We start from the raw sequence: 26,494 nt of genomic DNA, 5'->3' as shown, positions 1-26,494 counted from the left end.
GGTCAACATCATTTTTTATGTCATCTATTTTAGTCTCTAAGCCCAACAAATTTTCTTCTAGTTGTTGTAATTGTTGCATACGAAAAAATTGTGCATCGGATAAATGATATTTACGTTTAATATATTCTGTTTTGCAGTGATCATGGACAATTTTGTCCTCAACAAGGTCCCACTCATCCTCCCAAACGATGTCACCGCAAAGGGGACAGTATCCCATTATGCACCCGCTTGCCATTATTTTTGTATTGGTACAACCTGGATTTTGGTAGTCTCCTCGACCACCATTGCTCCGTGTATCAGATCGAGGATGTGTTCCGGGTCGTTGCAGCCAGATGGTGCGCCCATCAGCAGCTGCCTAAAATCATCCCATACAGCAGCCTCCTGTAATAGATATGCCCACTCTTGGGCCTGCTGCTCATCCATGCCGCCAATCACCTGGAGGTTACGGACATCTCCGTCATAATTGATCCCGTGGAGCTTTTTTGTCAAGAGTTTTTTTGCTTTATCTTCAACAGGCAAAGACTGTATAGCAGCTGCCAGCGTCTGCTCGACATACTCACCGGACCATAATCCGGCCAGCATCCGACCGGCTGGAGCAGATAACTTGTATGTTGTCTGCTCCGTTACCGCATCCGGATAGGTGCTGCCAAAAATAAGGCGCAAGCGGGAGGGATATGTAATCTTGACAGACCTTGCGGTAGTCGCTACTACCTTATTTCCACTGCCGCTTACATAAGCGGTGGTCTTATATTTTGTATCCTGCAGGTCTTGTTTGGCCTGCAGGAGAAACTCGTTTTCTAAGCGATCCTGCTCGGACTTTAATGCTGCAATCTCATCCTTGATCTGGACAAGACGGTCTATTTTACGCGAGTCCATATTTGTCCAGCTCCTCTCTCAGCGCCTCCGCACAATCCCGGCATAAGCTAATACCGGACACCTCGATCACATGCTCTACCGTACCGCAAAACCGGCAAACTGGTACATGTGGACGGATGATAACACTGTGATCTCCGGCCTCCTCAATGTCCACCGCCATACCCGGTGTCCAACCGACCTGAGCGCGGATATCTTTGGGTATTGTCACACCACATTTTGACGTCAATTTTTTGTGTGCCATGTTATCCTCCTAAATCAGATTAAAAATTGATTTTACAATCCCATATACAACACTTGCTTGATGGTGCAGGGCTATTTTTTTGGCCGTACCTTTACGCCGGTCAAGATGTCTCTCTCGCTCGGCAGATTGATAATAGTCCCGTATCTCAGGCAAAAGCTCATCTACGCTATCTCCCATGACAAAATAGATGTCTCCGGAGTCGTTGACGTTGTATCTCCTTGCGCCTTTACGGTACCACTCATCACTGAGGTCTCCGTAATTAATTGACCTGGGATCACCCTGCGGCCGCTTATAATCCTCCAAAGCGGCAACGCAGGCCATCGCTTGCGCGCGGAATGTGTCCGGATTGTAAACCGCCAAAAAGCAGTACCTGCTGTAGTAGTATTGCGATACAATCAGGCAAAGCTTGTTTTTTGGCACACGGCACGACCATGCCGCGATAACCTTAGCGCGGGTATCTGCAATTTTACCCGCTACACCTCTGTGCTCAATGTGGAGATCACAATCACGGCATCGTATGGATGCCGACAATAGCATCCCCGCTCCGTACATCGTCTCTATATACTCGGCCTCTCCTCCACAACAGGGGCAATCTGGCAAATTGTCAATCTGCATATATATATCCCTCCTTTAGTGCAATGTTGCGTAGCTTGTCCACCATCCCGGATCCGATGCCGTTTCCGGTACCAGACAGCTCCTCTAGTCTATCCAAGTATTGGCTTACACCAAATGACGGGACAGTCTGGTTGACAAACTCACATAACTGCTCGTCCGTCATCTTGCGGATTTTTACCGCAAGGATATGACGTTGCTGCTCTCCATATGTGCGATGTCTGTGCTTTTTGCTCATGCGCCTCCATCTCCTCTACTCTTTTTTGGAGCCGGATATCCCGGCCCTGGAACTGTACCTCCGTGTATGTCCCGGCAATCCGCGAGGCCACACGGTTGGTATACAGCTTATAAATCCCGTTCATTGTCAGATTGGTATTGATGATGGTCGGGATACCAATATTGAGGCGGGTGTTAATCAGGTCATACACCTCTGATTGTGTGTATCGTGTGACCAACTCTGCTCCGAGATCGTCGATCACCAATAGATCACAGCCATAGATAATTTCCCGGTACTCCATCCCAGCCTCAGATTGCCTAAATTTTGCGTCCTCTAACTGCGCCATCAAATGAGGCGCGGACGCATACATTACAAGATGGCCGGAGCGTGCTACCTCTCCGGCGATTGCCAATGACAAGTGGGTCTTGCCAAGACCCGGATCCCCATAAAACAGTAGATTTTTGCTGTTTTTGCTAAAATCCTTCGCGTATCTCTCGCAGCTTTTAAGGGTTTTGGCCATGTCTTGACGGTGGTCCACATAATAGTGCAGATCAAAATTGTCAAAAGAGCAGCTCTGCGCTGGGGAGACGTCGCATAGCTGCTCATACACCAGCCGGTTGAGGATCGTCTGCCTACAGGGGCATGGTCTGCCGTCTATGTATCCACGATCCTGGCACTCAGGACACGTGTATTTTGGCAATAGATCATCCTCAGACATCTGTGCATCGGTCATCAGATCGTGCAGTTCTTTGCGCGTAGCGTCAATTTGTGCCTCAATCTCTTTGTCGCATGATGATCTCCGTATTTTGGCTATCCCCAACCGCGCAAGCAAGCGAGAAAGCTTATTTTGACAGCCCAGAATAGCCGGATGCGTTGTGCGTAGCCAATTTTGGACCTCTTCTTGTTCTCTGATCGCCTCCCGGCGGCGGGATGATAAGATAGCATCAGCGTGTTGCTCAAGTTTTTTGGGATATCGCATATCATCACCTCCTTATTATCCCCACTCTGCATTTGCGGGCTTGTGACCGTCACCCTTATGGGCGGCTGCATTAAGGATATGGGCGGTTTAACCGCCCATTGTAGAGGTAGGAGGGTCCTCATTCTCGCTTAATCCTGCAAGCAAAACCCCTCCCAAACCAATAACCGGCAATGTCCAGGTAGCAGCAAGTAGATATTCTCCGTCCCTCAGCTGCATTGCGGCGATGCCGCACAGTAATCCCAAGGCCCACGGTCCTATGTAATAGATGATTTTACGCATTACCATCCTCCTCAATAGGCAACGATTTTCATGTATTTGGCCATTGACATCAGCCCCTGATACGATATATCCTCGTTATCTTCCGCGTTGCTATAGAGATTTACAGCCCCGCGGACTCCCTGCTCGCTACGGGCGACAGCCCATAGCAATTCAAGCTCTTTGTCTTGACTTGCCAAAGCCGGGAAGAGCAAGGCGATATCTGCTTTGGTTATCTCCCCAGTGTGCCTGATCTGCACAATCTTTGTCCGGTTGCGGATCTGGGCAAACGCCGGGCGGCGTGTACCGACATTAATTGTCTCAGGATTGCCGATCATGCAGCATCCCAGCTCCGGATTGCTGTCTGTGAGAGCTCGGATAGCCTCCACAGTCTTGATCGGGAGATGCTGAGCCTCATCCACGATGAGGACTTTGCGTCCGCCTCGCAGATGCTCGTCCACCTCTATCCACATATCGTCCTTACGAGCAGCTGATATTTTAAGGCGCCTGCAAAGCGCCTTAAAAAAGGCTGTCACACTGCTGATACACGGATTAGCTGTAATCAGGATTGCCTGACTCGGGTAATCCGACACATATTTCAACGCCGCCTTGGTTTTGCCAATTCCGGCGTCCCCACACTCATTTGCGAGGCCGCCTTTTAGATGGCATATGCGGATTGTATGATAGACCGACTCGCTTATAGATGTCGGTACATACTCCACAACACTATTGGATAGCTCGTCTGCCGCCTCCTTGGTGGCCAAAAATTGGCGGAGTCGGGTCTCGAACCCCGCTACATCGCCTGCATATTTGCTGTTGCGGTAAGTGCTTACTACCGCAACGCTCACTCCAATCCTTCGGGCGGCCTCACTTTGGCTGCCAACCTCCTTGATGTAATCCTCCAGGCGTTGCTGGAGCTCCGGATCGTATTGTTTGCTCATCTTGTTTGCCCCTCTCTTTTGAGTCTGTTGCGGATCATCCGCTCTATGTCGATTACCACGCCGCCGTCCCCGGCTGCTACACGGGTACGCTCAGATTGTGGCACTGGTGTAATCTCTGTAATATTGTTTGTATTGTCATCGGATGGCAACAGCAGTCCTTCGTTATTGACGTGAGCTGCCCGAACAAAGATATCCAAGACGTTGAGTGGTCCATACTGTGCTACAGCCTGCTCACGCTGGATATCGGCGAGGTGTTTTGCCTGGTTGCGCCAGCGTCGTTTTTGCTGCATTGCGGTGCGTACCTCGTCTTTGGAGGCCCCATAGTCGAGCATTAGCTCGCTGATGAGAGGCACCGTCATGATGTACTTCTCGTCCGCGTCGTATACGCGGACACTCCGGAGATCCTCTGGGTCGTATCGCAGATAGACCTTTTTCCCGGTCCAATTGATGAGCAGCTCGTCGCTATGATAATAGAGCCGCTCACCACATACCGTGAGATATACACCATTTTTGCCAACCGTCTGCGCGCGGGTACTACGCATCATCAGCAGATATAGATCGTCAGGTGCGGCACGGCGTACGGTTTGTGGCAGGTGATCCATATACACCTGCAATTTGGTCTTTCCGCGGTCCGCTACAACCTTGCCATTGTAAGGTTGCGCATTAAAATATCCGTCGATCATCTCATTGATGACCTGTGTCAGCTCCCCGTCCGTGGGAATATTGCCCGCCTTGAGTTTATGTTTGAGTTTTTCCGGCTTTGCGACGACGTTGCTTCCGCAATAGCCGTCAAATAGACGGCTCAAAAATGTAAAATTTCGAAATTCTCTTTCAATGATTTTTGCTTGCGCATTACGTGGTAACGCATTGGTCATCTGGATCCCTAGCCGCTGTAAGATCGGAGTCGGCAAGTCGATCTTGACCTTGCTTGCTCGCCGGTGCCCGGTCCCTCCAATATCGATATTGAGATACTCCCGGCCATTATCTACATAGATATGATTAGGGATACCATATCGCTGGATTGCCTTACGCAGCGCAAAAATGGTAGCATCACTACTTGGATGATCCGTCACAACCCAACCTACATAGATGCCGCTGCGAGCATCCAAAAACGCCGACAGCGTCATGCGGTGGTGCCGGTCACTACCATCATCCGCCTTACTGATGACATCGATCGTGTGGCCATCGGCAATCCAGTAATCATTGCTGTCCATATGATCATAAAATCGGTCGACAAAGATACCGTACCGATCATTAAAGGCTTTGTCGCCCTCACGAGCGAGACAGGCTACTGGCTTGCTGTACTCGTTTGCCCAGCGATACATGGTGTCGTAACTGGGCATACGCCCTAACAACTCTGGTCTCTGCTGACCAATCGCCAGCTTTGTTGCCTCATAGCATTTGGAGATCGGGAGTGCCCTCTCGTCCAAATATAGGTACAAAAATAGATCCTTAATCTCATCCGGGAAAGAGGACTTATCCTTGCGTCCAATACCTCGCTTGTCCACAAGCCCATCGTAGTCGTTGGCCTTATACGCGCGCTGGCGGCTGTATAGAATGTCACGGGAGATATGCACGTCCGGATATTTATCCCGGCACTGTGCTATGTACTCCGCGTCCACAGACTCTTTGTCCTTGCGATTGGCACGATAACTCTGCCAGTCCTTGAGGATATTGATCCAGCGGCTGATCTCCTCTCGCTGGGCAGCGGTGTATGCGTCTAGTGGTTTGGACTCCTTAACCGGCTGCGGCTTTTTTGGTTTGCATAGCTCCTTTGGGAGCTCCATACCGTGTTGCCGGTAATATTTAATTTGCAGTTCTGGCTCAAGGGCATCCAGCGCAAATTGATATGCGGGTCTATTCTTTTCGTTTTTAGCAATTTCTCCGCAAAGTTTACCACTTTGCGCTAAGAGCTTGATATTGCGCTGCGTGCATCCCTTAAGCTCTGCAAGCTCTCTCGTGGATAATTTGATCATATTGTCACCTGTCTTCCGGCCTGCCATCATCAGCACTAGGAGGCCATCCCTTAGTGGACGCCCTTTCGGGCGTTTCGGCTTGCACTGCTCGAAAGAGATATTGATATAGGAGAGATAAGTCCATGATTACCCGTTTTCATGTAAGCATCCCTTTCTCCAGTCTAAAATGGCTCTTCTGATCTCCTCTGAAGTTGTACCATAGGTCTGCGCACAAGGGATTTTAATTGGTTTATGGTTGTATGATACATCTCCAGTAATTGCAATCTTAATCTCCAGTATGGTTCCTTCGTTGTTTTTGCGGAGATTACACTCAATAACGTCGCTGATTTCGTTGCCGTCAACAACGATCTTGGCGGCGTTTCCTTCTGTAGTGATCTCAAATGTTCTTGCCATGATAGACCTCCTTAATTCTGACCGAAACGGCGCTTAAAGTAGGTTTTTACTGACGGAGACGATATGGCGTATCCATTAACCGTGCAGTACCGCGCGATCAGACTAAAATTGAGGCTTTGTTGCTGGAGCATTTCTTCAAGCATTGCATCTACCTGTCCAACAACGTCCGGCGGGAAGGTCTCCAGCTTACAGCGGTTACTCAGATCACACAGTCCGGTAGCGTCCGGTCCGCAGTAGCTCTGTCTGGTCCCATGATTTACGACATCTTTTATGATCGGGATTAGCTGCCTCATAACCTCCGTTACAACAGCGGTAGCCGTCTTGGAGATGGCCTCATTTAGGTTTGGCACATACGCGCCTTGCCTGCGGATTGTCGGGAGCACCTCGTCAAACACCCACATCTCAAACCGCTTGGCGGCTGGGAGTTTGCTATGGGTAATCAATCGGTACAAATCGCCCTCCGGGATGAACTTCAGCTCCTGTTCTCCTCCATTTGTAAGGACTCGGTATTTTACCGACCCCTTACAATGGGCGGTGATCGCATCAGCAGGGCGTTTATATCCAAGGGACTTTGCACACGCTGTGGCCGGGAAATAGGGCTTACCGTCAATTTCCAGTACTCCGAGCTCTCCAAATTCGCTGTTCTTAAATACTTGCATTTCATCCATGATTAAACTCCTTTCGATTTGACAAATATATCTTCTACCTGGCAATCCAGAGCTTTAGCAATTTCCCTGGCGCGCAGGTGGTTGATTCTCTTTGTTTTGCCGTTTTCAATGCGGCAAATTGCACAACCAGCTAATCCTGCACGTAAGGAGAGCTTATGTTGTGACCATCCGTGTTCTTTACGGCGTTTTTCAATTTCATTAATTCTGGGGATTACAAACAATGTTTATCCTCCTTTTCTTGTTCGTTCGACTAAGCTGTATAACAATTATATCTTATTCGTATGCATAAGTCAAGCGGTAAAGTTGCGTTTTGTTTTGCATTTGAACAAGTTGAATGATATAATCTTTCAAAAAGGAGATACAAAAATGGACAATGGTTTATCATCAGTAGCTCTACGTCTAAAAACATTGAGAGCAGAAAAAGGGATTACACAAAAACAACTTTCTGAAAAGACTGGGATTGCATATAGCACTATTATCGGGTATGAAAACGGAAAACGAGAGCCAAACTCAAAGGCAATGGCCGCGCTGGAAGATTATTTTGGTGTGTCAGGTGCTTATTTAAGAGGGGAGAGCGACCAACGAGATCCCCCTTTCAAATGGGACGATACGGAATCAATGGAGGCCGTGCGCCAATCCCTTCCACCTGTATTAAAAAATCTGTCTGATGCTATAGCCAAGTGCAATTCTAGGCAACAAAAGTTGATTTTTGACATCGTGACCGAATTGCATCGCGCTATTGCAAATGGTAGTGACTCAGAAAAAGATTTTTTGATCGATGCCTTGCACGCTGATGTTGAGAGTACAATTTTAGACAAACAAATGCCCTCTACCCCAACAGTAGCAGAGGCAGAGGGCGATATTTTCGACAAATTCACAGATGCTGAGATTAGGCTATTTACAAGATTTCTGCTGTATCGAGGGATTAGCGAGGATGACGATATTACTCCCGTCCAGGTTGGTATGCTGCAGTCTGCCGCGCTGATCCTCGATACAGCTTTTCCCGTCTCTAAAATCAATGCGGACCACATTTCCATGGATGCGTAAGCGCATAATCCGCCGGAAACGATCTGTACTCATTACCTTTTTCATAACCCTTACCCTTTCAATATGTAGTAAGGATATGGCCAAATCCTATATATTAATAACGACAATTTTTTCAATTTAGGGACACTTTTAGCCTTGACAATTTATGCAATATATACACCCTTTTATTTCCTAATATATATATTATTATCAAAAATAAACATATATAAAATATTATTAAATATTAGAACAAAGTAAATTTTATTCACAAACTAAGACAAGCAAAACGCTAAAGAATATTTATACATATTATTCAAAAAATATACATTTTTAAAACTGCCAACAATTTTATTCATAATTAGAATCAATACGTGACAAACCCGCATGAATACTTAATGGGAAGCACTTCCCATTAAGCCTTATATGGACTTCCCCTATTTCCCATTAAAACGGAGAGTACAAGAGCGCCTCCAAGTAAGATATAGGCCATACTATTCTAATTATTTAAATCAACTTTATAAAAACAAAAAAGGCCCACATGCCGCAGTTTTATGCGGTTTATGAGCCTTCGTGTTAAATTCATTCCTGCTGATTTTAAGCGATTTTAAACATTTTAAAAAGATTGTTTAAAATTCGATACTGCGTGATATACTCGCCTGGATTCGACGCAAAACAGGCTATAAAACTTTGCATATAAAATACAAAAAATACGACATTTTCCAAGATGTCACCAATTCTAACGCCCCAAAAACGCCGGTCTAAAGCCATTTTTCGGTTTATCAACAGTTATCACGGGTTTTCACGCCTATTTTCCTAGTTTTGTATTTTACCTACAAATCTACAGCCATGACCTTTATATAGATTGCGAGGGGTTCGCCAGGTAGAGAGGCATGCTTAACAGAATTCTCCACAAAGGTCAAAATGGACATCGGAGGCACTTGAAAATCAAAAAGTTGTTCATCCGCGTCGATGTCGCAGGTGGAGGGCAGGAGGCGCTCATCTGTTGTAAAAGCAGATAGCGCCTGACACTTTGTAGCTCGTCCCGCAGAGGGACCAGTGTCATATTATCAGAAAATAGATAGCGCAGATAGTCGGACAGGGCCAGAATCATCTGTTGAATCTGTTCAAAACGCCTCTCCTGCGCGAGTGCATACAGATTTTTTAGACAGTTCAAGAAGAAGTGCGGGCGTATCTGAATCTGCAAATATTGTAGTTGTGCCTTCTGTAGCTCCAATTCTTTTTCGTAGACGGCAATTTTGAGGGATTTAATCTCCTCCATCATGCCATTGAAGGTATCGCTCAACTGCTTAAATTCCACCACACGATAGTCGGTTTCCATTTTAGCATCCAAGTCGCCACATTTAATAGCGTTCATGGTTTGTACCAACTGTTCCATAGGCTTAAAGAACAGCCGTTTTAAAATATAGTAACAGATGGAAGAAGTACCAGCAGGGCGATCGAAGCCATCAACAGCAAAAGCTGAGCGAAATCCATATGGTGAAGAAGATCTCGATAGGGGGTCAGATAGACGAACCAGACCCCTGCCACCTCGGAGTACTGTTGCACAGCGAGATATTGGCCATTTCCAGCCTGATAGAAGGAATCCGAAGTCCACTGAATTTGAACCTCCTCCTGCTTTGCCCATTCCTGTGAAGTCAACAGCTGCCCATCCGGAGCCGCATACAACAATACGCCATTCTGTGGGTCCGTGGAATCCTGCGGCCGCAGCGACCGATTTAGATCCACAGCACAGACGGAATAGACCCCACCGCTGCCGAGAATTCGCAGCAAAAAGGCCTCGTCTCCCATGGAATAGATCTGCCAACGGCTGCGGTCTATCTCTCCGGAGCCAGTGAGTTCTTCCAGATAGGAGCGCAGCTGCTCTTTGACGGTGTAGGTGTAGGAACCGCCATAGGCTTCCCGATGCAGTCCGTTCGGCTCTGTGAAAAGGAACATACCTCCGATGATCCGCTTGGTAGCGATCATTTCCTGATACCGGTTGATGATTTGCTTGGAACAGAGGTGTGCTTCCAGCGGGTCCATGGGACTGCGCAAACGTTGAAAATTGGTATCGCCTACCACAAGGTTGGCAAGGAAGAGATCAATATCCTGTAGGTCTTTTTCCAGAGAACTCTTATATAGGTATACCGTGCTGCGGTTGCTCTCCGCCACGCGCTCGTTCATGGCCTGCATCGTATAAAAATTGTAACCGACCAGGAACAAAACCAGGGGCACAACAAAGAGCATCAAAACCTGAATAATTTGCTTTTTGGAGGAAATGTGAATTTTCATAGCGCACGTGCCGTTTCCTCTCCTGTTATTCTACCGATTTCTATTATTTTATCATAAATTGACAACGAAGCAAGTTCTTTACCGATTTATCGCAGAATATACAAAAAAATATAGGGAAAAAGTACAGATAAAAATTTGGATAGATCAATACAGTGGTTCTGGGAAGAATCGACCATTTTACGGGAAAGGATGAGATGTTTTTCTAAAAAGCAGTGGTAATCTGTGGAAATTATGGTATAATTTAATAAATATAGCATTTTTTCAAAAAGTGCGTCCCTTTGTAGGAGGGAATGGTGCATATCGGGGAAAAACTGGAATCCTGCATCAAATATCCATAAAATTGATACGGATTGCCCTTGTTTGCGCGTCCCAATGGGGATACAATGAAAGCAAGACAAAGGGAAATAAACCGGATGGCGGATCGCGCGTTCCGCTCTGGAAAAACATATGAAAACGGGAGGTACCAATCATGCTTTCAGCAGAAGTAGAAAAATGATCTCCAGCGGTGGGCTGGATGAAAAGATGGCTTACATCTACGCTTGCAGCACGGCGGATGTCGCTGGCTATCGTGAGAGATTCGTACATGCGATTGAGACGTTTGAAGAACTCGATGGCGCAGACCGCGATATCTCGATCTTCAGCGCACCTGGACGCACCGAAATTGGCGGGAATCATACCGACCATCAGCGCGGGCGCGTGCTGGCGGCGAGCGTCAACTTGGATGTCATCGCTATTGTAGCGTTGAACCCGGACACCAAGGTGCGTATCAAGTCCGAGGGTCACAGAGGGGATGAAATCGACGCCAAAAACCAGGAGGTCAATCCCTCTGAGATGAATACGTCCCGTGCTTTGATTCGTGGGATCTGTGCACGCTATCAGCAGTTGGGTTATACAGTGGGCGGCTTTGACGCTTACACGACGTCCAATGTTCTGACGGGTTCCGGTCTTTCTTCTTCCGCGGCTTTTGAAGTGCTTGTAGGGACCATCGTCAATGAATTGTTCTGCGAGGGAAAGGAAAGCGCGCTTTCCATTGCTCAGATCGGCCAGTACGCAGAAAACGTATACTTTGGAAAGCCCTGTGGGCTGATGGACCAGGCGGCCAGTTCGGTGGGCGGCTTTGTCCAGATTGATTTCAAAGATAAAGACCATCCAGAAGCGCAGAAAGTGGATTTTGACTTCACAAAGTGCGGTTATGCACTCTGCATCATTGACACCAAGGGCAGCCACTCCGACCTGACGCCCGATTACGCGGCGGTGCCGGCAGAGATGAAAGAAGTTGCGGCATTCTTTGGCAAAGAGGTTCTGCGCGAAGTCGATGAAGAGGAGTTTTATGCCAATATTGCAGCGCTTCGCCAGAAGATGGGCGACCGTTGCGTGCTGCGTGCGATGCACTTCTTTGCGGACAACGCCCGTGTGCTCGACGAAGCCGCGGCTCTGAAGGCAAATGATTTTGATACGTTTAAAAAGCTGATTGTCGAATCCGGCTATTCCAGCTACATGTATTTGCAGAATGTGTTCTCGGCGAGCCATCCGCAGCAGCAGGGTGTGTCGATTGTCCTGGCGCTTGCCCAGCGCCTGTTGGAAAAGCGCGGCGGTGCTTACCGTGTACACGGCGGCGGTTTTGCCGGCACCGTGCAGACCTTTGTTCCGGTGGATTATCTGCCAGAGTTTGTGAAAGCAATGGAGGCGGTCACCGGAGAGGGGAGCTGCCACAACCTGCGCATCCGCCCGGTAGGCGGCACGCGTATCCTGTAATACAGACCTGCTTTTTGTATCAAATTTATATTTTCAAATACATAGGGATATAGGAGGAAATGAATTATGGCAGAATTGAGATGGCATCCGTTGATTCAGGACTGGGTGATGATTGCGTCGAACCGGCAGGGACGCCCCCAGATGCCCAAGGACTACTGCCCGTTTTGCCCCAGCTTTGGCAATGTACCGGATTATGAAGTGTTGGAGTACGACAACGACTTCCCGGCGCTTTCCCAAAATCCGCCGGAGCCGGACGAGGGGATTGCAAACGACTTTTTCAAGGTAAAACCGTCCTACGGCAAGTGTGAAGTCATCCTGTATTCTCCCGGCCATACGGTGACCATGCCGGAGCTGTCCTATGACCACATGAAGAAGCTGGTGGACCTGTGGTGTGAACGGTTCAATGTAATGCGTTCCGACGAAAAGATCAAATATGTGTTCCCCTTTGAAAATCGCGGCGAAGTGGTGGGTGTGACCATGCCCCATCCGCACGGCCAGATGTATGGTTATTCTTTTATTCCGAAGAAGCTTGCGCTGGAAACCGCGTCCGCAAAGGAATATTTGGAAAAAACCGGCAACTGCCTGTTCTGTGATACGTTGAAACATGAACTCGAGGCAGAAAAGCGCATCATCTTCCAGAATGAGCACTTCACGGTTTATCTCCCGTTCTATTGCGAATATCCCTATGGCGTCTATATCATGGCAAACCGCCATGTGCAGTATATTACAGACCTTACGGAGGAAGAAAAGTACAGCCTTGGTGTTACTATCCGCGACACCGTGGGGATGCTCGACAGCCTATTTGACTACCGTTTCCCCTATATGATGTGCATGCACAATGCGCCGGTCAATTCGGGCGATTACTCCAAGGATTTCCATTTCCACATTGAGTTCTTCCCACCAATGCGCAGTGCTGACAAGCAGAAGTTTAACGCTTCCAGCGAGACGGGCGCATGGGCTCACTGCAACCCGACCTGCCCAGAGGAAACTTCCAAGGAACTCCGCGCAGCGTACGCGAAGTTTATGGAAAGCAAAAAGGGCGAATAAAATTGTAAGATGGCGCTTGTAGGGCAGCTGGCGTGTAAAAATGGTTGGCTGAAAGCAATGCGCTGTATGGTCCATCAAGATCAGATTACCGGCGGTTGCCGCCCCTGGCGCAAAAGTGTGTCGGGCGTCCAATGACGGCCGGATACCAGAAAGGATGATTGATTATGACAGTACTGGTGACCGGCGGCGCCGGATTTATCGGTTCCCACACCTGTGTGGCAAGCTGCTCAACAATGGTTTTGACATTGTTGTGATGGATAACTGATGTGAACTCCTCTCCCGACGCACTGCGTGCCGTAGAGAAGATCACAGGGAAGACCTTCCCCAGCTATGAATGTGATATGCTCGATTACGACAACTTTGAAAAGATTTTCAAAGAGCACAAGATCGACGCAGTGATCCATTTTGCAGGACTTAAAGCGGTGGGCGAATCTGTCCAGAAGCCGTTGGAATATTACCACAACAATATCACGGGAACATTGCACCTGCTCGATCTCATGCGCAAATATCAGGTCAAGAAGATCGTATTCAGTTCTTCTGCGACCGTCTACGGGATGAACAACAAGGTTCCGTTTAAGGAGGATATGCCGGCAGGCGGCACCACGAATCCATACGGCACCACGAAGTTCTTTATCGAACAGATCATGCAGGATGTCTGTGTTGCGGATAAGGACCTGAAGGTTGCGCTGTTGCGCTACTTTAACCCGATTGGCGCCCATCCGTCCGGGCTGATTGGTGAGAATCCAAACGGCATTCCGAACAATCTTATGCCGTATATTGCGCGTGTAGCGGCTGGTAAGCTGCCGTGCCTCTCGGTTTATGGAGATGACTATCCAACCCCAGATGGCACCGGTGTACGCGATTACATCCATGTGTGCGACCTGGCAGTCGGCCACATCAAGGCACTGGAAAAATTGGACAGCGTCCAGGGGGCGGAAATCTACAATTTGGGCACTGGAAAAGGCAGCTCGGTTCTGGATGTCGTAAAAGCCTTTGAAAAGGCCTCCGGTGTAAAGATCAATTACAAGATTGCACCGCGCCGTCCGGGTGACATCGCGGAGTGTTATGCGGATGCTTCGAAAGCAAAGAAGGAGCTCGGTTGGGAAGCCAAATATACGTTGGACGATATGTGCCGGGATTCCTGGAACTTTACGAAAAATCAGAAGTGATGGCTTTTATCGTCTGATAAAATGAATGAAACAATAAAAATTGCGCTGCGGTTTTCGCAGCGCAATTTTTATTGTTTGAAGAGAAAAACACGACCAGAGTAATATTTATCCATATGTATGGAACATGTTGGAAAATGCACAAAATCAAGCCTTTTGCTCGTACTTCCTGCCCTGTTTTTATTGCGTTTCTATTTCGTAGAGATTGGTTTTGTAAAAGTCGATGGAGGCAATTTGATGGGATTCTTTGCCGCTCAGAATGGAATCACATATCGTACAACACAGGACGAAATGGAATCTTTTTATGAGGCTTTGGATCATCCCATTTAGCTACCGAACCCTGTTGCATGATAGGGAAAGGGGGATGGAAATAAAGAATTGATAGACACACCGAAACCCTAGATAAGATACTACGTTTTTGTTTATGAAAGAAATGTTTGGTGGTGTAACACATCCAGGACACCAAAGGATGGCCTATAGACAAGGATCGCAAGGGTGGGGTCTCGCCGCGCCATTATAACACTTTAATAATGGTTTATAACCTTTCGGGGTAGTTTGGAAAGCCGGATACGATTTGTATCACGATTATAAGGGCCCTGTGTCTTGAAGCAGTCTTATGGGTGCCCAAGACGTTTGATCGGCCTTGTAGTTCCACCGCTTCAGATTTCATAAAATATAGCTCAATGTTTATTGTTTCAAATCTATCGAAGCGTTTTGTATTCATGACGATTTGTCCAATAGAAGCTTTTTAGGCAAAGGGCAAGCGGGTTAAAAAATTCTTTTGGGTACACATGAATCACGTCATTCACCAGTCCTTTTATGGGAAACGAACAAGGAATTGGATAATAATTTGGAAGAAACAGACAGACCTATCAGAAGAACGGAAAGGCCAGCAAATTTTAATGAAGTCTTTATGAAGAAGAAGGGTTCTTAATGTGTTCTTGATTCCCTTTTTGGAAGGACGGACGTATAATAGGGGCAATTTCTGAGGGGTTTCCCTTAGGAAAGAAAGCCAAAAAGCTTTGTCAGGGCATGGCCAGAAAGATCTGGCGGGATGGCGGTGACAGCCTCAATCTTCATTGGGGAAGATTTGAGGGCGATTGGGGCTTTCCATAGCCGCTGTATGAAAGAACGCCTCCCCAGACAGAGAAAAACTGTGGCCACCCTAGAAAGGATGTCAGCACAGATGGGAAAAACGGTCTTCCAAGGCGCGGGAGTGGCGCTGGTCACCCCGATGTACCCGGACCTTCGCATCAACTACAGCATGCTGGATCAAATGATTGACCGCCAGCTCACCGGACATACGGACGCCATTGTGGTGGTCGGTACGTCGGGAGAAGGGTCCACGCTTACCGATGAAGAACACTGTGAAGTGGTAGAACACACTGTACGCCGTGTCAACCACCGGATTCCGGTGATCGCCGGCGTAGGCTCCAACAACACGTCACATGCGGTGGAGCTTTCAAAGGGGGCGGCCCGAGCGGGTGCAGATGCGCTTCTGCATGTGACGCCTTATTACAACAAGGCATCGCAGCGGGGGCTGGTGCAGCACTTCAATGCATGTGCAAACGCAACCGATCTGCCGGTCATCCTATACAATATTCCATCGCGTACAGGCGTCAATATCCAGCCAGAAACGTATTTGGCGCTCTGTGAAAATGACCGCATTGTGGGAGTGAAGGAGGCCAGCGGGAACTTTTCGCAAATGGCAACCATTGCTGCCCTGTGTGGTGACCGTCTGGACATTTATTCTGGAAACGACGATCAGACGCTTCCCGCCTTGGCGCTGGGGGCAAAGGGAATCATCTCTGTGTTATCGAATTTGGCGCCGAGTGTGATGCATTCGATCTGCCAGAGTTTCTTTGACGGAGATGTTGCCCGCAGTCGTGAATTGCAGCTGCAATATACGAATCTGATGCAGGCTTTGTTTATGGACGTCAATCCCATCCCTGTAAAGCAGGCGCTCTGCATGATGGGAATGGACGTAGGACCGTGTAGGCCACCGCTGTGTGCGATGGAAAAACACGATATAGAAAAGCTGTGGTCCGTACTACAGCAGTATTGTTTGAGCGGAAATGTCCACTTGTTTGAGGGACAGTCCGCCCGCTGTGTGGGAATGTAAAAATGGATCGACGAATCGAGATCCAATCAAATCATACCGGTGATAGAACCGGATCGACGAAAAGGGAGCGTTATCATATGAACTTTGTTGAGATTGGAAAGGCGGACGGACCGACCGTCCTGATGGTATATCCAGGCGATTGGACAAAAATTTCGGACCTCAAAGAGTTGGAGGACAAATATCATGTGGTCATTCCGCAGATTCGCGATGGCGAGCACAAAGGGGATGTCGCATCCATTGCGGAATGTATCCGCGATAAATGCAGCGGCCACGTATACGCAATCTGTGTTTTGGATGCTGGATGGAGCATCCTGCGTTATATTTTGGAGAAGCACCGTGTTTCCGCAGAAAAGACTTTTGTCGAGGGTCCCACAAATGCACCGGGCGAGTTCGTAGTACGTTCGATCTTGCAGGATGCTTATGCTTCTTAATTGAGTACACTGTCCCATGAAATTTCAAAGCCCACCTTCCAGTAAAATGCTGGAAGGTGGGCTTTTTGTTGTCTCCGTGGATATTGTTAAAACGGCCCTTCTTCATATGGAACCTTTTTCCTAGATTTTGCTTTTGAAAAAGTTATTCAATTTGTCCCTCTTTTGCATTAAAATAAAACTGTCGAAGTATATTCGCAATCGGATGAGCCCTACTATTGCCTCATATCCCTGTCGCAGATGGGCAAACGGGCAGATGTGACTAAGGCAACCGTCATCAAAGGACGGCTATAAAACGGGAAGCGGCTCCTATTGCTTATCGAGTAATAAATCATTGTAATGGGAACCGCCAGGATATGATAGACACGGTGAAACGGGAGGAGATCCCAATCACAAACATAGTAGGTCTGATTTGTGATAAGACGAGGTCGGATTTTTGATAATGAATGGTTCGAAGGCAGAAAATTATAGAAAAGTTGTCAGTTTTTTGATAGTGGAGGTCAGGATTTTGGCAGAAATCAAAAAATCAACCGAGTATAATATAAATACAATGAATCAAAAAGATCAAATGAAAAAAGGGGGATTGCAAAACAAACGGCTGAAACCTTGCGAGGCTTCAAAAAGGAATTCCGATAGTATTTTGGAGAGTTGCCCCGATAAAAAGAGAGCAAGGGGGCCAATCATGAAGCGGACAGGATGGCTGGCGATGTTGCTGGCGGGAGTTCTACTGTGGAATTTGACAGCCTGTACAAATGGAACAACTGGGACAGAGCAAACACCTTCTTCGCAGAGTTCTTCTGAGGATTTTTATACGGTGGATGTGTATGCGTTGGGAAGGGCTTCTGAACCGCTGAGAAAAGAAATCGAAGAGCGTGCAAACGCCATCCTTCAAGAATCTTGCGAGGCCAAGATCCGTTTGACCTATCAGGGGACAAAGGAAAATTGCCTCCAACAGGTGAAACTGGCGGTTTCCACCGGAAAAAAAGTGGACCTTTTCCCGACTTTTGAAACGGGCGTGGCTGTTATGGTGAACTATGGCCTGGTTACCCCCTTAAACGATTATCTGTCTTTGTGTGGCCCGGAGATTCAAGAGGACATTTCACCGGAGGACTGGCAGTGCGTCACGTTCAATGGAATGATCTGTGGCGTACCGATGAACCGGGAGAAAGCGACCGGGCGCGGGTTTGTTTACCGGAAAGATTTAGCAGAGGCGTTGGGGTATCAGGAAGAGGATTTGCAGACCATACAGGATCTTGAAGATCTTCTGCTAAAAGTACGGGATGCATATCCGGACATGTATCCGGTCGTTACCAGCAGTGGCTTGGCAAGGCTCCCAATGCCATATGACCGGTTGGGAGACGACTTAGGTGTGCTGGAGAACAGCTTTACGGATTCCACGGAGGTTGTCAATCTGTTTGAGACGGATTCCTACCGGCAGATGGTGGAGCTCCAGTGGGATTGGGCGCAGAAAGGTCTGCTGATGCCGGACGGCGCGTCCAATACGGACAACGAGTTTTCACTGATGCGGGCAGGAAAGGGATTTGGGCACTTTGCCAATGTAAAACCCGATAAATATGGTGAGGTCATCCGGAGTGTGGGATATGAAATTGGGATTTTTTCAATTGTCCCGCCGTATAGCGAGACCACATTGGTTTCTTCGATGTGGAGCATCGGTCATACCAGCGAGCAGCCCGACAAAGCCATGCGGGTACTCAACGAGATGTACACCAATCCAGAACTGGCAAACCTGCTCACCTATGGAATTGAGGGGAAAACCTATCAAATACTGGACCATGAGCAAAATATTGTCGGATTTCCAAAGGGGATTGACAGTGACAATGTACCCTATGGGTTTATTATTTGGTCATGGCCTAATGAGTTAATCGCCCATGTATGGCAGAAAGATCCGCCGGATGTTTGGCAGCAGGTGGAGACCTTTAATCAAGAGGCACACCCATCCCCAGCACGCGGATTTGTATGGGATAACACCGAGGTGCTTGGAGAGGTCAGCGCCTGCAATGCGGTGTTGGACGAATATCGTAATGCCCTGGAATGTGGTTCTCTCGACCCGGCAGTCACATTGCCGCGTATGAACCAAGAACTCAGAGCAGCGGGTATTGACAAAATCCTTGCAGAGAAGCAAAAACAATTAGACCACTGGTTGGCAGAGCGACGTTCATCGTAGAAAGTAGAAGTACCGTTTTACAGCGGCGTCATTCGCTGGATGAAAGACGAAGGATCGGGCCGAAAGGCCATTTATGGATAGCATTATATACGCGCACCCATGCTTGTCAAAAGCAAATCTTTGGCAGGCTTTCTTTTACACATTTTTTTAGAATGGAGGGATGCCCATGCAGGACATACGAGCGGACCAGAGTTAACGGTTACATTTTAGGAAAAGGAGAGAAAAGCAGAATGAAAAAGATCCATCGATCTATTTGGGCATTGGTTCTGACCTTTACAATGCTGCTGGGCACGTGTACCAGCGCATTTGCAGCAACCTCGCGCGCGGAAGAACCGGAGATGAAAGAACCGGGCATTGTCACCATTCGCAGTGGCGACAATGTAAATGGTAAGATTCAGGGCGTCCCATCCGATACGGAGGGTGTCACCGTCTACAAGGGTGTTCCATTTGCGGAGCCCCCGGTGGGAGAATTGCGCTGGAAAGCGCCGCAGGATCTCACAGAGACGTGGGATGATGTGCGCGTTTGCGACAAATGGGGCAACCAGGCGATGCAGCCAGAAAACTTGAACCCCGTTGGCGAATTCTGGGGCGACGAGTTCTATTTTGACGAAGATTACAATCCCGAAATCAGCGAAGATTGCCTGTATTTGAACGTCTATGCACCGGAACATGCGGAAGACGAGCAGCTTCCGGTCATGGTTTGGATTCATGGCGGCGGTTACGACCATGGCCATGCATCCGAAATGGAGTTCAATGCTTCCAAATTGGCAGCGCAGGGGATCATCGTGGTATGTATCCAGTACCGTGTCAATGTATTTGGTTTCCTGGCTCTGCCGGAACTCAGCGCAGAAAATGAGGAAGGCGTTTCCGGTAACTACGGTACATTGGATCAGATCAAGGCGCTGGAATGGGTGAATGAGAATATTGCAGGATTCGGTGGCGATCCAGAGAACGTCACCATCTGCGGCCAGTCCGCAGGCGCCATGTCTGTAACAGCGCTGCTTTCCACAGATATGACGGACGGGCTGTTTAACCGTGCGATTATCCAGAGTGGTTTTGGCGGTTATGCAGCACCTGGCAGCTATAAATCCTTGGAGGAGAAGGAAGAAACTTGCCAAAACGCTATTGAAAAAGCATTCGGAGAGGGCGTCACCCTGGAAGAGCTTCGCGCAAAGGATGCGAAAGATTTCCTGGCGGATGACGTTTACAGTTCCCTCAAGAGTGCGGCCGGCAACAATACGTTGGATAACTATGTCTTTACAGAGGAATCCATCGATTTGACCCTTGAGGGTGCGCTCGACGGCATCGACATCATGATCGGCGGTACGGCGGATGAGTATACCTCCCTGTCCGGTACGCCGGATGGCACGATGGATGTCGAAGCATTCCAGGAAAAGATGGAAAATCAGTACGGAGAGCTGTACAATCGCTCCATCTACAATGCGCTCAACGAGAAACAGGCTTATCGCATGAACCTGCGTTCCACCAGCGACAGCAGTTTGGCGAAGTACCGGATCTCCGCTGAATACGGCAAGACGCACAACGAAGATCACAACGCTTATGTTTACTATTTCGATCACGACTCGGCGCCACACGATCCGGAGATCGTAGGCAACCGTGATGAGGATTTCTACGGTTCCTTCCATTCCAGTGAGCTGTGGTATATGTTCAACTCCATGCGGGACGACATTGAAGGCCAACGCAACTGGACCGATGCGGATCACGAGTTGGGCGATATGATGTCCACCTACTGGGCAAACTTTGTCAAGACCGGCGATCCAAATGGGGAGGGCCTCCCGGTTTGGGAAGAATGTACCTCGGATACGAACGGTGCATTCATGCACTTTAAGGACGTGGAGGACGGCGTAGCGGCTGTCTGCACAACAAAATCCGATTATCCGGCGCGCGACCGCCTGATGATGGCGGCAAACCTGGATTCCTTCGACCTGACCGAGGACGATTTGCAGATGTCGTATAATATCCCCTATGGCGACATTCCCACAGAAATCGTCACAGAAGTACTGGACGATGGGCAGCGCGTAGTCGAAATCAACTTGACTTACGACAGTGCAGTCGATGAGGACAGCGTTTCCAAGGATGATTACAAGATCAAGGCAACCCTTACCTATGGAGACGGTTCCAACGATCTGGAAGGTTACCGCACCATCACGGACATCGATGTCAATGGCAATGTTGTGACCATTGAACTCGATCCCGAGGATGAAACAGCCGTGACAAGCTTCTATAGTTCTTTGACGACCCCGTACGATATTTCGTATCTTGTAACACAAAAGGGAGAAATCGAAACAGCGGAGGGGACTGTTGAACCCGCAAAATACAAGGATACCTCCATCACCAACCGCATTGTAGATGACTTCCAGAGTGCAACGGGCGGCAATGTCAACGGAAGATCCCTCAACTATCGCTATTATGACCCGATCAAGGTCAATGGTGTGAGTGAGGATGGCAAATATCCGCTGATCCTGTTCCTGCACGGCGGCGGAGAAAAGGGCGACAACAATTTGTCCCACTTGATCGCAAACAAGGGCGCCGTCGCTTGGGTAGAGCCGGACCGCGTTGCGCGCAATCCGGTCTATGTATTGGCGCCGCAGTGTCCGACCGAACCCTCTGGGTGGATCAACAAGGAAAACCAGGACCTGGTGGTTCAAATTCTGGAGGAATTTATCCAGGAACATCCGCAGGTGGATACGGACCGCATCTACATCGAGGGTATGTCGATGGGAGGCATGGGCACTTGGGAAATGATCCTGGAACACCCGGACCTCTTCGCAGCAGCAATCCCGATTTGCGGGCGTGTTTCTACCAGCTATTATGAAGATGGCGGCAAGAAGTTTGACGCATTGGCAAATATGCCGATTTGGGTTGCCCATGCAGAGGATGACCCGTCCGTCAACGTTCAGGGCTCGGACGATGCAGTTGCAGCCTTACAGGCACACGGCAACACTTCTGTAAAATATTATAAATATTTGCCGGAATCCATTTGGCCGAATCATCATCACAGCTGGAAGGCCGTGTATGAAGATGAAGAAATTTATAACTGGCTGTTCGAACAGAATAAGTCCAGAACCGAGAATGGCACGATCAACCCGAAGACCCTTTACACGGTCAAGGACTATGGCGACGGTGTACAGGCCATTTGGGATTACGATGTCGATCCGATGTATGTGATGGTCAATGGTGACCGCGCGGTTCTGATCGATACCGGCATGGGCCAGGGCAATCTCTATGACGAGCTCAAGGCCATGTTGCCCGAAACAGTGACCAAGATTGATGTCCTACTGACCCACAGCCACGGAGACCACACTGCTCAGGCCTATCAGTTCGCAGATAAAGAAGATGTGGAACATATCTACATCGGCGCAGCGGACGAAGCCACAGTGAAATCGATGATGGAGCGTCAGGGCGTCAGCACTGAGAAGCTTACAGCGGTCAACGACGGCGATAAGATCCCGTTCGGCGACAAGTATTTCCAGGTCATCGATATTGTGGGACATACGGCTGGTTCCGTTGGCTACATGATCGAAGACAAGCTCTTCACTGGTGATGCGATTGGTTCCGGGTATGTCTGGATGCAGATCGGCATGCGCTCCATTGAAGAATATGTGAACTCCCTGCAGCACCTCAACGATTCCATCGGCGACCGTGACCTGACCGTTTATGGCGGCCACACGCAGTATCGCGGCACAATGACCGACCAATATGTCCGCGATATTCTCGAATGTGCGAAGGGAATTGTGGATGGATCTATCGAAGGTGAGCAGTATATCCGCGGCAATGTCCGCGATGCGAAGATCGCAACCTATGGCACGGCTTCCATCGTTTATGATCCTGCGAAGGTGACCGACACCTGTGAGGTGGAACTCGTCACGAAGGTGATGGACGACGGCCAGAAGGTAATCGAAGCGGTTGTCACCTACCCAGAAGATGTCAATCCGGATTCTATCTCTACAGCGACCTATCAGGTACGTGCGGAGCAGACAGCGGATAACCCAACCTTTAACAACGTCGGCATGCGGACTATCACCGGTGTGCTGCAGGTGGATGGGAATCAGGTTACGATCTCCCTCGACCCCACCGAGACGATCGCAGGCACCAGTTATTTCGATTACGATGCGTTCCAGACCTTCATGTTTGACCTTTCCTATGAGGTTACCCAGCTGCGCGATGTCGAGCTGGCCAACGGCGAGACTGTAGCAGCAGGCGGGACCTATGCAAATACTTCGATTACGAACCTGACCGTGGACGACTTCCAGGAGGCAGAAGTTACGAACAAAGCGGGCAAGACGATCCCATATCGTTACTACGACCCGATCCAGTCCGCTGGTAAGGATGCAGACGGCAAGTATCCGGTGGTAATCTTCCTGCACGGAGCGGGTGAATCCGGCGACAATAATTTGTCCCATATCATCGCGAACAAGGGCGCCGTCGTTTCGGCAGACCGTGTGGACATGAACCCGTGCTATGTGCTGGCGCCGCAGTGCCCGAGCATGGCCGAAGGCTGGGTTCAGGAGGACAACGAAGCGCTTGTCATGCAGATGCTCGATGAGTTCATCGCAGAGCATGCAGCCACCATCGACACAGATCGCATCTACATCCAGGGCCTGTCTATGGGCGGTTACGGCACCTGGAAGATCATCCTCGACCATCCGGAAATCTTTGCAGCAGCAATGCCGATGTGCGGTGGCGTGGACGATAGCTACTATGCAAACAACAACGAAGCGTTCCAGAAGATCAAAAATATGGCAATCTGGACCTTCCACAATGCGGATGACAGCACTGTTCCGGTGGAAAATACCCGCAAAGTGGTGGAGGCTCTGAAAGGCAGTTGGTAGCCAGTGTATCAAGTATGAAGAGTACAGTGCCGGCTCTACCACTCCGGACCCGCATCAGGTTTGGAAGTATGTGTACAGCGACCGCAATGGCACACCGTACAACTGGCTGTTCCAGCAGTCGTTGAGCCGTTCGAAGAATCATACACAGAATCCGTCCTTGGAGTACACCAAGGAGACAATCAAACCGGGTATGACGGTTGTGCGCGACTATGAACTCGGCCAGATTTGGGTGCTCGAAAACAAGGATGGCGCCACGGTAATCGATACCGGTATGGGCGCAGGTGATCTGTTTGATTACATTGTCAACAATGTCCTGGAAAACAAAAATGCGAACATGAATGTGGTTCTGACACACAACCATGGTGACCACATCGGATGTCTGGACGACTTTGTCGGCAAGGACCAGGTGAAGAACGTTTATGTCGCAGAGGGAGATAAGGACGCAATCATTAAGAAGATGGGACCGGATGCCGATAAAGTTTCCATTGTCAAAGATGGTGATTTTATCAGTATTGGTAACGGTGAAAACCTAGAGGTTGTCGCAGTTCCCGGCCACACGGCAGGCTCCATTGTTCTGTTCTATGGCGATGAGGACGTATTTACCGGCGACGCTGTGGGTTCCGGAGACCTATGGATGCAGATCGGCATGTGTTCGATTCAGACCTACACCAAGTCTTTGCAGCACTTTATCGATAAGGTAAACGGCCGCCAAATGATGCTACGTACCGGCCACGCGGAAAACCTGGAGCCGTTCACAGAGGAATACCTCGATGACTTGATGAATTGTGCAGAAGGCATCATCGACGGCAGCATTGAACCCACCGTCTATCCAAGAAGAGATGCAAGCTATGCCTCTTACGGCAGAGCGAACATCGTCTACTATCCGTATCAGATCTTCGATGCAGACTTCACAGATCTGAATGAAGCTATTCAGGATGCGGAATCCCGCTCTTCCAGCAAGTATACCAGCGACTCTTGGGCAAAATTGCAAGAGGCGGTTGCAGCAGCAAAGGCCCTGCCGTCTACAGCAACACAGCCCACAGTGGATGCTGCCGTACAGGCGATCAACGACGCCATCAAGGCGTTGGTTCCGAGAAGCAGTTCTTCCTCTTCTGGCGGCGGTTCCACGACTGTTTTATGTGCCTGCGGATAGTACCTATGGTGAAGACGGAAGCGGTGTGCCAACAACACCAGGAACGGGTACTGGTACAACGGTCACTGGTCCATATGTGAAATCTGACACGACGCTTCCGTTTACAGTCAAGCAGGGCCAGGCATCTGCTTCAAGATGACACTGGTGAATGGCAGCAATATTTTGCCGCTCTTCACCGTTGGCGATGGCAGCGTATTTAAGACTCAGTTTGTAACGCAGATTGGCAATGACTACTACTTCCGCATTTGGGCAATCGGTGATGTGGGCGAGTCCACCGGCGTGTACACCACGTTGACAGGTCAGGCCGCACAGCAGCACTGTGTAGTAACCATTGCAGCGTAAGGACTTCTCTAGGCTGGGCGCGGTTGATCGGCAACAGAAATCTACTGCCCAGCAAAGCTGCTTTTCTCTTGGGGCCGCCCGGATTTTCCGGGCGGCAACCAGGAAAAGGGAGCATCAAATCAATTTACTTATTCCTTTTCTTTTTCATCTTCCTTAACCCATTTTTATAAAAGAACGGCAGAAGGCAGCAGCATCGGTTTTCCGAGGTTGAATGGCTTCTGCTACTCTTTATTTGGCGCTTGGGCAAAAGAATGGAAAAATCGGATGGTTTCTCCAAACAATGATTGAAATTTATGCTACAGCGTGTTATAATTACTATCAGTTTTCATATCCGCCCGTAGCGAAGCTGGATATCGCAGCAGATTCCGATTCTGAAGGCCGGGGGTTCGAATCCCTCCGGGCGGGCCATATGTGTGTGAAGTTTCACACAGCGTGCTCCTTCTTTGCCCTCTTTATGGGCGGCCTGAATCTGAAAGGATTCAGGCGAGAAGGGGACGGTATTCTTGGAAACGGGAGATTGTGCAGGGCCGCGAATATAGAGATTTCATTGGGTTTGGCGGTTGTAGCACGAGGATATTTCTCCGGACGTTTGTTGATTCAACGGAAAAAGCCGTTGGAAAAAGGAAACTGCCGTGTACAAGGAATGGAGGACGTAGCCTTGTATTGCGCAAAGGAGAAAAAAGCAGATGAGAGCGGTTGCTCCGTGTGCAACCGGTTGAGCCAATTTTGTATAGAGGATGGCGTATTGCGCCATGTTGGAAACCCTTTCCCTTGGTAGGAGAGGGTATTTTTATTGTGTGGAACTTTTTGAGGGGAAACGTTTTAACATGGGGGCCTTGGTTGGCCCGCTTTGAGGAATCATTGCAATCGGGGCATTTTTAGAGAATTTCATCAGAGAATAGGCGGTGTGGAAGCATCCGCTTTTATACCGCGGTATGGAAGAAAAGGATTATTTTAATACCGGGAG

Annotated in this window: 25 protein-coding genes, 1 tRNA gene, 1 other RNA gene and 1 pseudogene; 14 read left to right on the top strand and 14 right to left on the bottom strand. The window is 48.9% G+C overall.

Features of this window, described 5'->3' with window-relative positions; all coding sequences use genetic code 11:
- The 12 genes from ACGCCZ_RS02980 to ACGCCZ_RS02925 form a co-directional block, all read right to left on the bottom strand.
- Nucleotides 1–217, bottom strand: a 217-nt coding sequence (locus tag ACGCCZ_RS02980) for a hypothetical protein (protein ID WP_411655250.1), incomplete at its 3' end; no start/stop codon positions are given.
- A 17-nt stretch (nt 218–234) separates the two neighbouring features.
- A complete protein-coding gene (locus tag ACGCCZ_RS02975; RefSeq protein WP_411655249.1) occupies nt 235–876 on the bottom strand; it encodes a hypothetical protein in 642 nt (213 codons plus the stop codon).
- Nucleotides 863–1,117, bottom strand: a complete 255-nt coding sequence (locus tag ACGCCZ_RS02970; protein ID WP_411655248.1) for an AbrB/MazE/SpoVT family DNA-binding domain-containing protein — start codon at nt 1,115–1,117, stop codon at nt 863–865. Before ACGCCZ_RS02970 ends, ACGCCZ_RS02975 begins: the two co-directional genes overlap by 14 nt.
- A 9-nt stretch (nt 1,118–1,126) precedes the next feature.
- Complete coding sequence (locus tag ACGCCZ_RS02965) at nt 1,127–1,732, bottom strand: Lar family restriction alleviation protein (protein ID WP_411655247.1); 606 nt, start codon at nt 1,730–1,732, stop codon at nt 1,127–1,129.
- A 140-nt stretch (nt 1,733–1,872) separates the two neighbouring features.
- The gene (locus ACGCCZ_RS02960; RefSeq protein WP_411655246.1) at nt 1,873–2,925 is read right to left on the bottom strand and encodes an ATP-binding protein; all 1,053 of its coding nucleotides are present in this window, start codon (nt 2,923–2,925) and stop codon (nt 1,873–1,875) included.
- An 87-nt stretch (nt 2,926–3,012) separates the two neighbouring features.
- Nucleotides 3,013–3,204 (bottom strand): hypothetical protein, encoded by a 192-nt coding sequence (locus ACGCCZ_RS02955; RefSeq protein WP_411655245.1) that lies wholly within the window; start codon nt 3,202–3,204, stop codon nt 3,013–3,015.
- Between the two features lie 11 nt (nt 3,205–3,215).
- Complete coding sequence (locus tag ACGCCZ_RS02950; RefSeq protein ID WP_411655244.1) at nt 3,216–4,121, bottom strand: AAA family ATPase; 906 nt, start codon at nt 4,119–4,121, stop codon at nt 3,216–3,218.
- Nucleotides 4,118–6,097, bottom strand: coding sequence for a Mu transposase C-terminal domain-containing protein (locus ACGCCZ_RS02945; RefSeq protein WP_411655243.1), 1,980 nt, complete (start codon nt 6,095–6,097; stop codon nt 4,118–4,120). The genes ACGCCZ_RS02950 and ACGCCZ_RS02945 overlap by 4 nt, the downstream gene beginning before the upstream one ends.
- 14 nt (nt 6,098–6,111) lie before the next feature.
- Nucleotides 6,112–6,177, bottom strand: an RNA gene (locus ACGCCZ_RS02940) — hammerhead ribozyme type II.
- A 46-nt stretch (nt 6,178–6,223) separates the two neighbouring features.
- Nucleotides 6,224–6,490 (bottom strand): hypothetical protein, encoded by a 267-nt coding sequence (locus ACGCCZ_RS02935; RefSeq protein WP_411655242.1) that lies wholly within the window; start codon nt 6,488–6,490, stop codon nt 6,224–6,226.
- An 11-nt stretch (nt 6,491–6,501) separates the two neighbouring features.
- Nucleotides 6,502–7,158, bottom strand: coding sequence for a BRO-N domain-containing protein (locus tag ACGCCZ_RS02930; RefSeq protein WP_411655241.1), 657 nt, complete (start codon nt 7,156–7,158; stop codon nt 6,502–6,504).
- A 2-nt stretch (nt 7,159–7,160) separates the two neighbouring features.
- The gene (locus tag ACGCCZ_RS02925; protein WP_411655240.1) at nt 7,161–7,379 is read right to left on the bottom strand and encodes a helix-turn-helix transcriptional regulator; all 219 of its coding nucleotides are present in this window, start codon (nt 7,377–7,379) and stop codon (nt 7,161–7,163) included.
- A 100-nt stretch (nt 7,380–7,479) separates the two neighbouring features.
- On the opposite strand from ACGCCZ_RS02925, the gene ACGCCZ_RS02920 reads away from it, so the two are divergent.
- Nucleotides 7,480–8,205 (top strand): helix-turn-helix domain-containing protein, encoded by a 726-nt coding sequence (locus tag ACGCCZ_RS02920; RefSeq protein WP_411655239.1) that lies wholly within the window; start codon nt 7,480–7,482, stop codon nt 8,203–8,205.
- Nucleotides 8,206–9,100: 895 nt separating this feature from the next.
- On the opposite strand, the gene ACGCCZ_RS02915 is transcribed toward ACGCCZ_RS02920, so the two are convergent.
- Both ACGCCZ_RS02915 and ACGCCZ_RS02910 read right to left on the bottom strand, forming a co-directional pair.
- On the bottom strand, nt 9,101–9,595 hold the full coding sequence (locus tag ACGCCZ_RS02915; RefSeq protein WP_411655261.1) for a sensor histidine kinase: 495 nt from the start codon (nt 9,593–9,595) through the stop codon (nt 9,101–9,103).
- A 5-nt stretch (nt 9,596–9,600) separates the two neighbouring features.
- The gene (locus tag ACGCCZ_RS02910) at nt 9,601–10,476 is read right to left on the bottom strand and encodes a hypothetical protein (RefSeq protein WP_411655238.1); all 876 of its coding nucleotides are present in this window, start codon (nt 10,474–10,476) and stop codon (nt 9,601–9,603) included.
- 447 nt (nt 10,477–10,923) lie between these two features.
- On the opposite strand from ACGCCZ_RS02910, the gene ACGCCZ_RS02905 reads away from it, so the two are divergent.
- The 13 genes and pseudogenes from ACGCCZ_RS02905 to ACGCCZ_RS02845 all read left to right on the top strand — a co-directional run bounded on the left by ACGCCZ_RS02905 (nt 10,924) and on the right by ACGCCZ_RS02845 (nt 26,305).
- Complete coding sequence (locus tag ACGCCZ_RS02905; RefSeq protein ID WP_411655237.1) at nt 10,924–12,231, top strand: galactokinase; 1,308 nt, start codon at nt 10,924–10,926, stop codon at nt 12,229–12,231.
- Between the two features lie 66 nt (nt 12,232–12,297).
- Nucleotides 12,298–13,278 carry a galactose-1-phosphate uridylyltransferase gene (gene galT, locus ACGCCZ_RS02900; RefSeq protein ID WP_085534137.1) on the top strand — a complete coding sequence of 327 codons (981 nt, stop codon included), beginning with the start codon at nt 12,298–12,300 and terminating at the stop codon, nt 13,276–13,278.
- 9 nt (nt 13,279–13,287) lie between these two features.
- On the top strand, nt 13,288–13,413 hold the full coding sequence (locus tag ACGCCZ_RS02895; RefSeq protein WP_411655236.1) for a hypothetical protein: 126 nt from the start codon (nt 13,288–13,290) through the stop codon (nt 13,411–13,413).
- Nucleotides 13,414–13,442: 29 nt separating this feature from the next.
- Nucleotides 13,443–14,447, top strand: a pseudogene (gene galE, locus ACGCCZ_RS02890) (UDP-glucose 4-epimerase GalE).
- Between the two features lie 153 nt (nt 14,448–14,600).
- Nucleotides 14,601–14,774 (top strand): hypothetical protein, encoded by a 174-nt coding sequence (locus ACGCCZ_RS02885; protein WP_411655235.1) that lies wholly within the window; start codon nt 14,601–14,603, stop codon nt 14,772–14,774.
- Between the two features lie 844 nt (nt 14,775–15,618).
- Nucleotides 15,619–16,566, top strand: coding sequence for a 4-hydroxy-tetrahydrodipicolinate synthase (gene dapA, locus ACGCCZ_RS02880; protein ID WP_411655234.1), 948 nt, complete (start codon nt 15,619–15,621; stop codon nt 16,564–16,566).
- A 77-nt stretch (nt 16,567–16,643) separates the two neighbouring features.
- Entirely contained in the window at nt 16,644–16,997 is a 354-nt protein-coding gene (locus ACGCCZ_RS02875; protein ID WP_054323289.1) for a hypothetical protein, read from the top strand.
- 679 nt (nt 16,998–17,676) lie between these two features.
- Entirely contained in the window at nt 17,677–19,179 is a 1,503-nt protein-coding gene (locus tag ACGCCZ_RS02870) for an ABC transporter substrate-binding protein (RefSeq protein ID WP_411655233.1), read from the top strand.
- A gap of 230 nt (nt 19,180–19,409) precedes the next feature.
- A complete protein-coding gene (locus ACGCCZ_RS02865; RefSeq protein ID WP_411655232.1) occupies nt 19,410–24,032 on the top strand; it encodes a carboxylesterase family protein in 4,623 nt (1,540 codons plus the stop codon).
- Nucleotides 24,033–24,102: 70 nt separating this feature from the next.
- Nucleotides 24,103–25,185, top strand: a complete 1,083-nt coding sequence (locus tag ACGCCZ_RS02860; protein ID WP_411655231.1) for an MBL fold metallo-hydrolase — start codon at nt 24,103–24,105, stop codon at nt 25,183–25,185.
- Between the two features lie 135 nt (nt 25,186–25,320).
- Nucleotides 25,321–25,527 (top strand): hypothetical protein, encoded by a 207-nt coding sequence (locus tag ACGCCZ_RS02855; protein ID WP_411655230.1) that lies wholly within the window; start codon nt 25,321–25,323, stop codon nt 25,525–25,527.
- Between the two features lie 331 nt (nt 25,528–25,858).
- Nucleotides 25,859–25,935, top strand: a tRNA-Arg gene (locus ACGCCZ_RS02850).
- Between the two features lie 145 nt (nt 25,936–26,080).
- Nucleotides 26,081–26,305 carry a hypothetical protein gene (locus ACGCCZ_RS02845; protein WP_411655229.1) on the top strand — a complete coding sequence of 75 codons (225 nt, stop codon included), beginning with the start codon at nt 26,081–26,083 and terminating at the stop codon, nt 26,303–26,305.
- The last annotated feature ends 189 nt before the right edge of the window (nt 26,306–26,494 follow it).

It is taken from the genome of Anaeromassilibacillus sp. SJQ-1 (assembly GCF_046693725.1).
Taxonomy (GTDB): Bacteria; Bacillota; Clostridia; order Oscillospirales; family Acutalibacteraceae; genus Anaeromassilibacillus.
Note: the sequence above shows the minus strand (reverse complement) of the source record. Positions and strands in the feature narration are given on the sequence as shown.

What these genes read in the sequence shown, in the direction of transcription:
- ACGCCZ_RS02875 (WP_054323289.1), top strand. Translation starts at nt 16,644, where the DNA reads ATGAACTTTGTTGAGATTGGAAAGGCGGACGGACCGACCGTCCTGATG.
- ACGCCZ_RS02865 (WP_411655232.1), top strand. Translation starts at nt 19,410, where the DNA reads ATGAAAAAGATCCATCGATCTATTTGGGCATTGGTTCTGACCTTTACA.
- ACGCCZ_RS02930 (WP_411655241.1), bottom strand. Translation starts at nt 7,158, where the DNA reads ATGGATGAAATGCAAGTATTTAAGAACAGCGAATTTGGAGAGCTCGGA.
- ACGCCZ_RS02965 (WP_411655247.1), bottom strand. Translation starts at nt 1,732, where the DNA reads ATGCAGATTGACAATTTGCCAGATTGCCCCTGTTGTGGAGGAGAGGCC.
- ACGCCZ_RS02895 (WP_411655236.1), top strand. Translation starts at nt 13,288, where the DNA reads ATGGCGCTTGTAGGGCAGCTGGCGTGTAAAAATGGTTGGCTGAAAGCA.
- ACGCCZ_RS02905 (WP_411655237.1), top strand. Translation starts at nt 10,924, where the DNA reads ATGAAAACGGGAGGTACCAATCATGCTTTCAGCAGAAGTAGAAAAATG.
- ACGCCZ_RS02975 (WP_411655249.1), bottom strand. Translation starts at nt 876, where the DNA reads ATGGACTCGCGTAAAATAGACCGTCTTGTCCAGATCAAGGATGAGATT.
- dapA (WP_411655234.1), top strand. Translation starts at nt 15,619, where the DNA reads ATGTCAGCACAGATGGGAAAAACGGTCTTCCAAGGCGCGGGAGTGGCG.
- ACGCCZ_RS02970 (WP_411655248.1), bottom strand. Translation starts at nt 1,117, where the DNA reads ATGGCACACAAAAAATTGACGTCAAAATGTGGTGTGACAATACCCAAA.
- ACGCCZ_RS02960 (WP_411655246.1), bottom strand. Translation starts at nt 2,925, where the DNA reads ATGCGATATCCCAAAAAACTTGAGCAACACGCTGATGCTATCTTATCA.
- ACGCCZ_RS02910 (WP_411655238.1), bottom strand. Translation starts at nt 10,476, where the DNA reads ATGAAAATTCACATTTCCTCCAAAAAGCAAATTATTCAGGTTTTGATG.
- ACGCCZ_RS02945 (WP_411655243.1), bottom strand. Translation starts at nt 6,097, where the DNA reads ATGATCAAATTATCCACGAGAGAGCTTGCAGAGCTTAAGGGATGCACG.
- ACGCCZ_RS02870 (WP_411655233.1), top strand. Translation starts at nt 17,677, where the DNA reads ATGAAGCGGACAGGATGGCTGGCGATGTTGCTGGCGGGAGTTCTACTG.
- ACGCCZ_RS02935 (WP_411655242.1), bottom strand. Translation starts at nt 6,490, where the DNA reads ATGGCAAGAACATTTGAGATCACTACAGAAGGAAACGCCGCCAAGATC.
- ACGCCZ_RS02855 (WP_411655230.1), top strand. Translation starts at nt 25,321, where the DNA reads ATGACACTGGTGAATGGCAGCAATATTTTGCCGCTCTTCACCGTTGGC.
- ACGCCZ_RS02950 (WP_411655244.1), bottom strand. Translation starts at nt 4,121, where the DNA reads ATGAGCAAACAATACGATCCGGAGCTCCAGCAACGCCTGGAGGATTAC.
- galT (WP_085534137.1), top strand. Translation starts at nt 12,298, where the DNA reads ATGGCAGAATTGAGATGGCATCCGTTGATTCAGGACTGGGTGATGATT.
- ACGCCZ_RS02955 (WP_411655245.1), bottom strand. Translation starts at nt 3,204, where the DNA reads ATGCGTAAAATCATCTATTACATAGGACCGTGGGCCTTGGGATTACTG.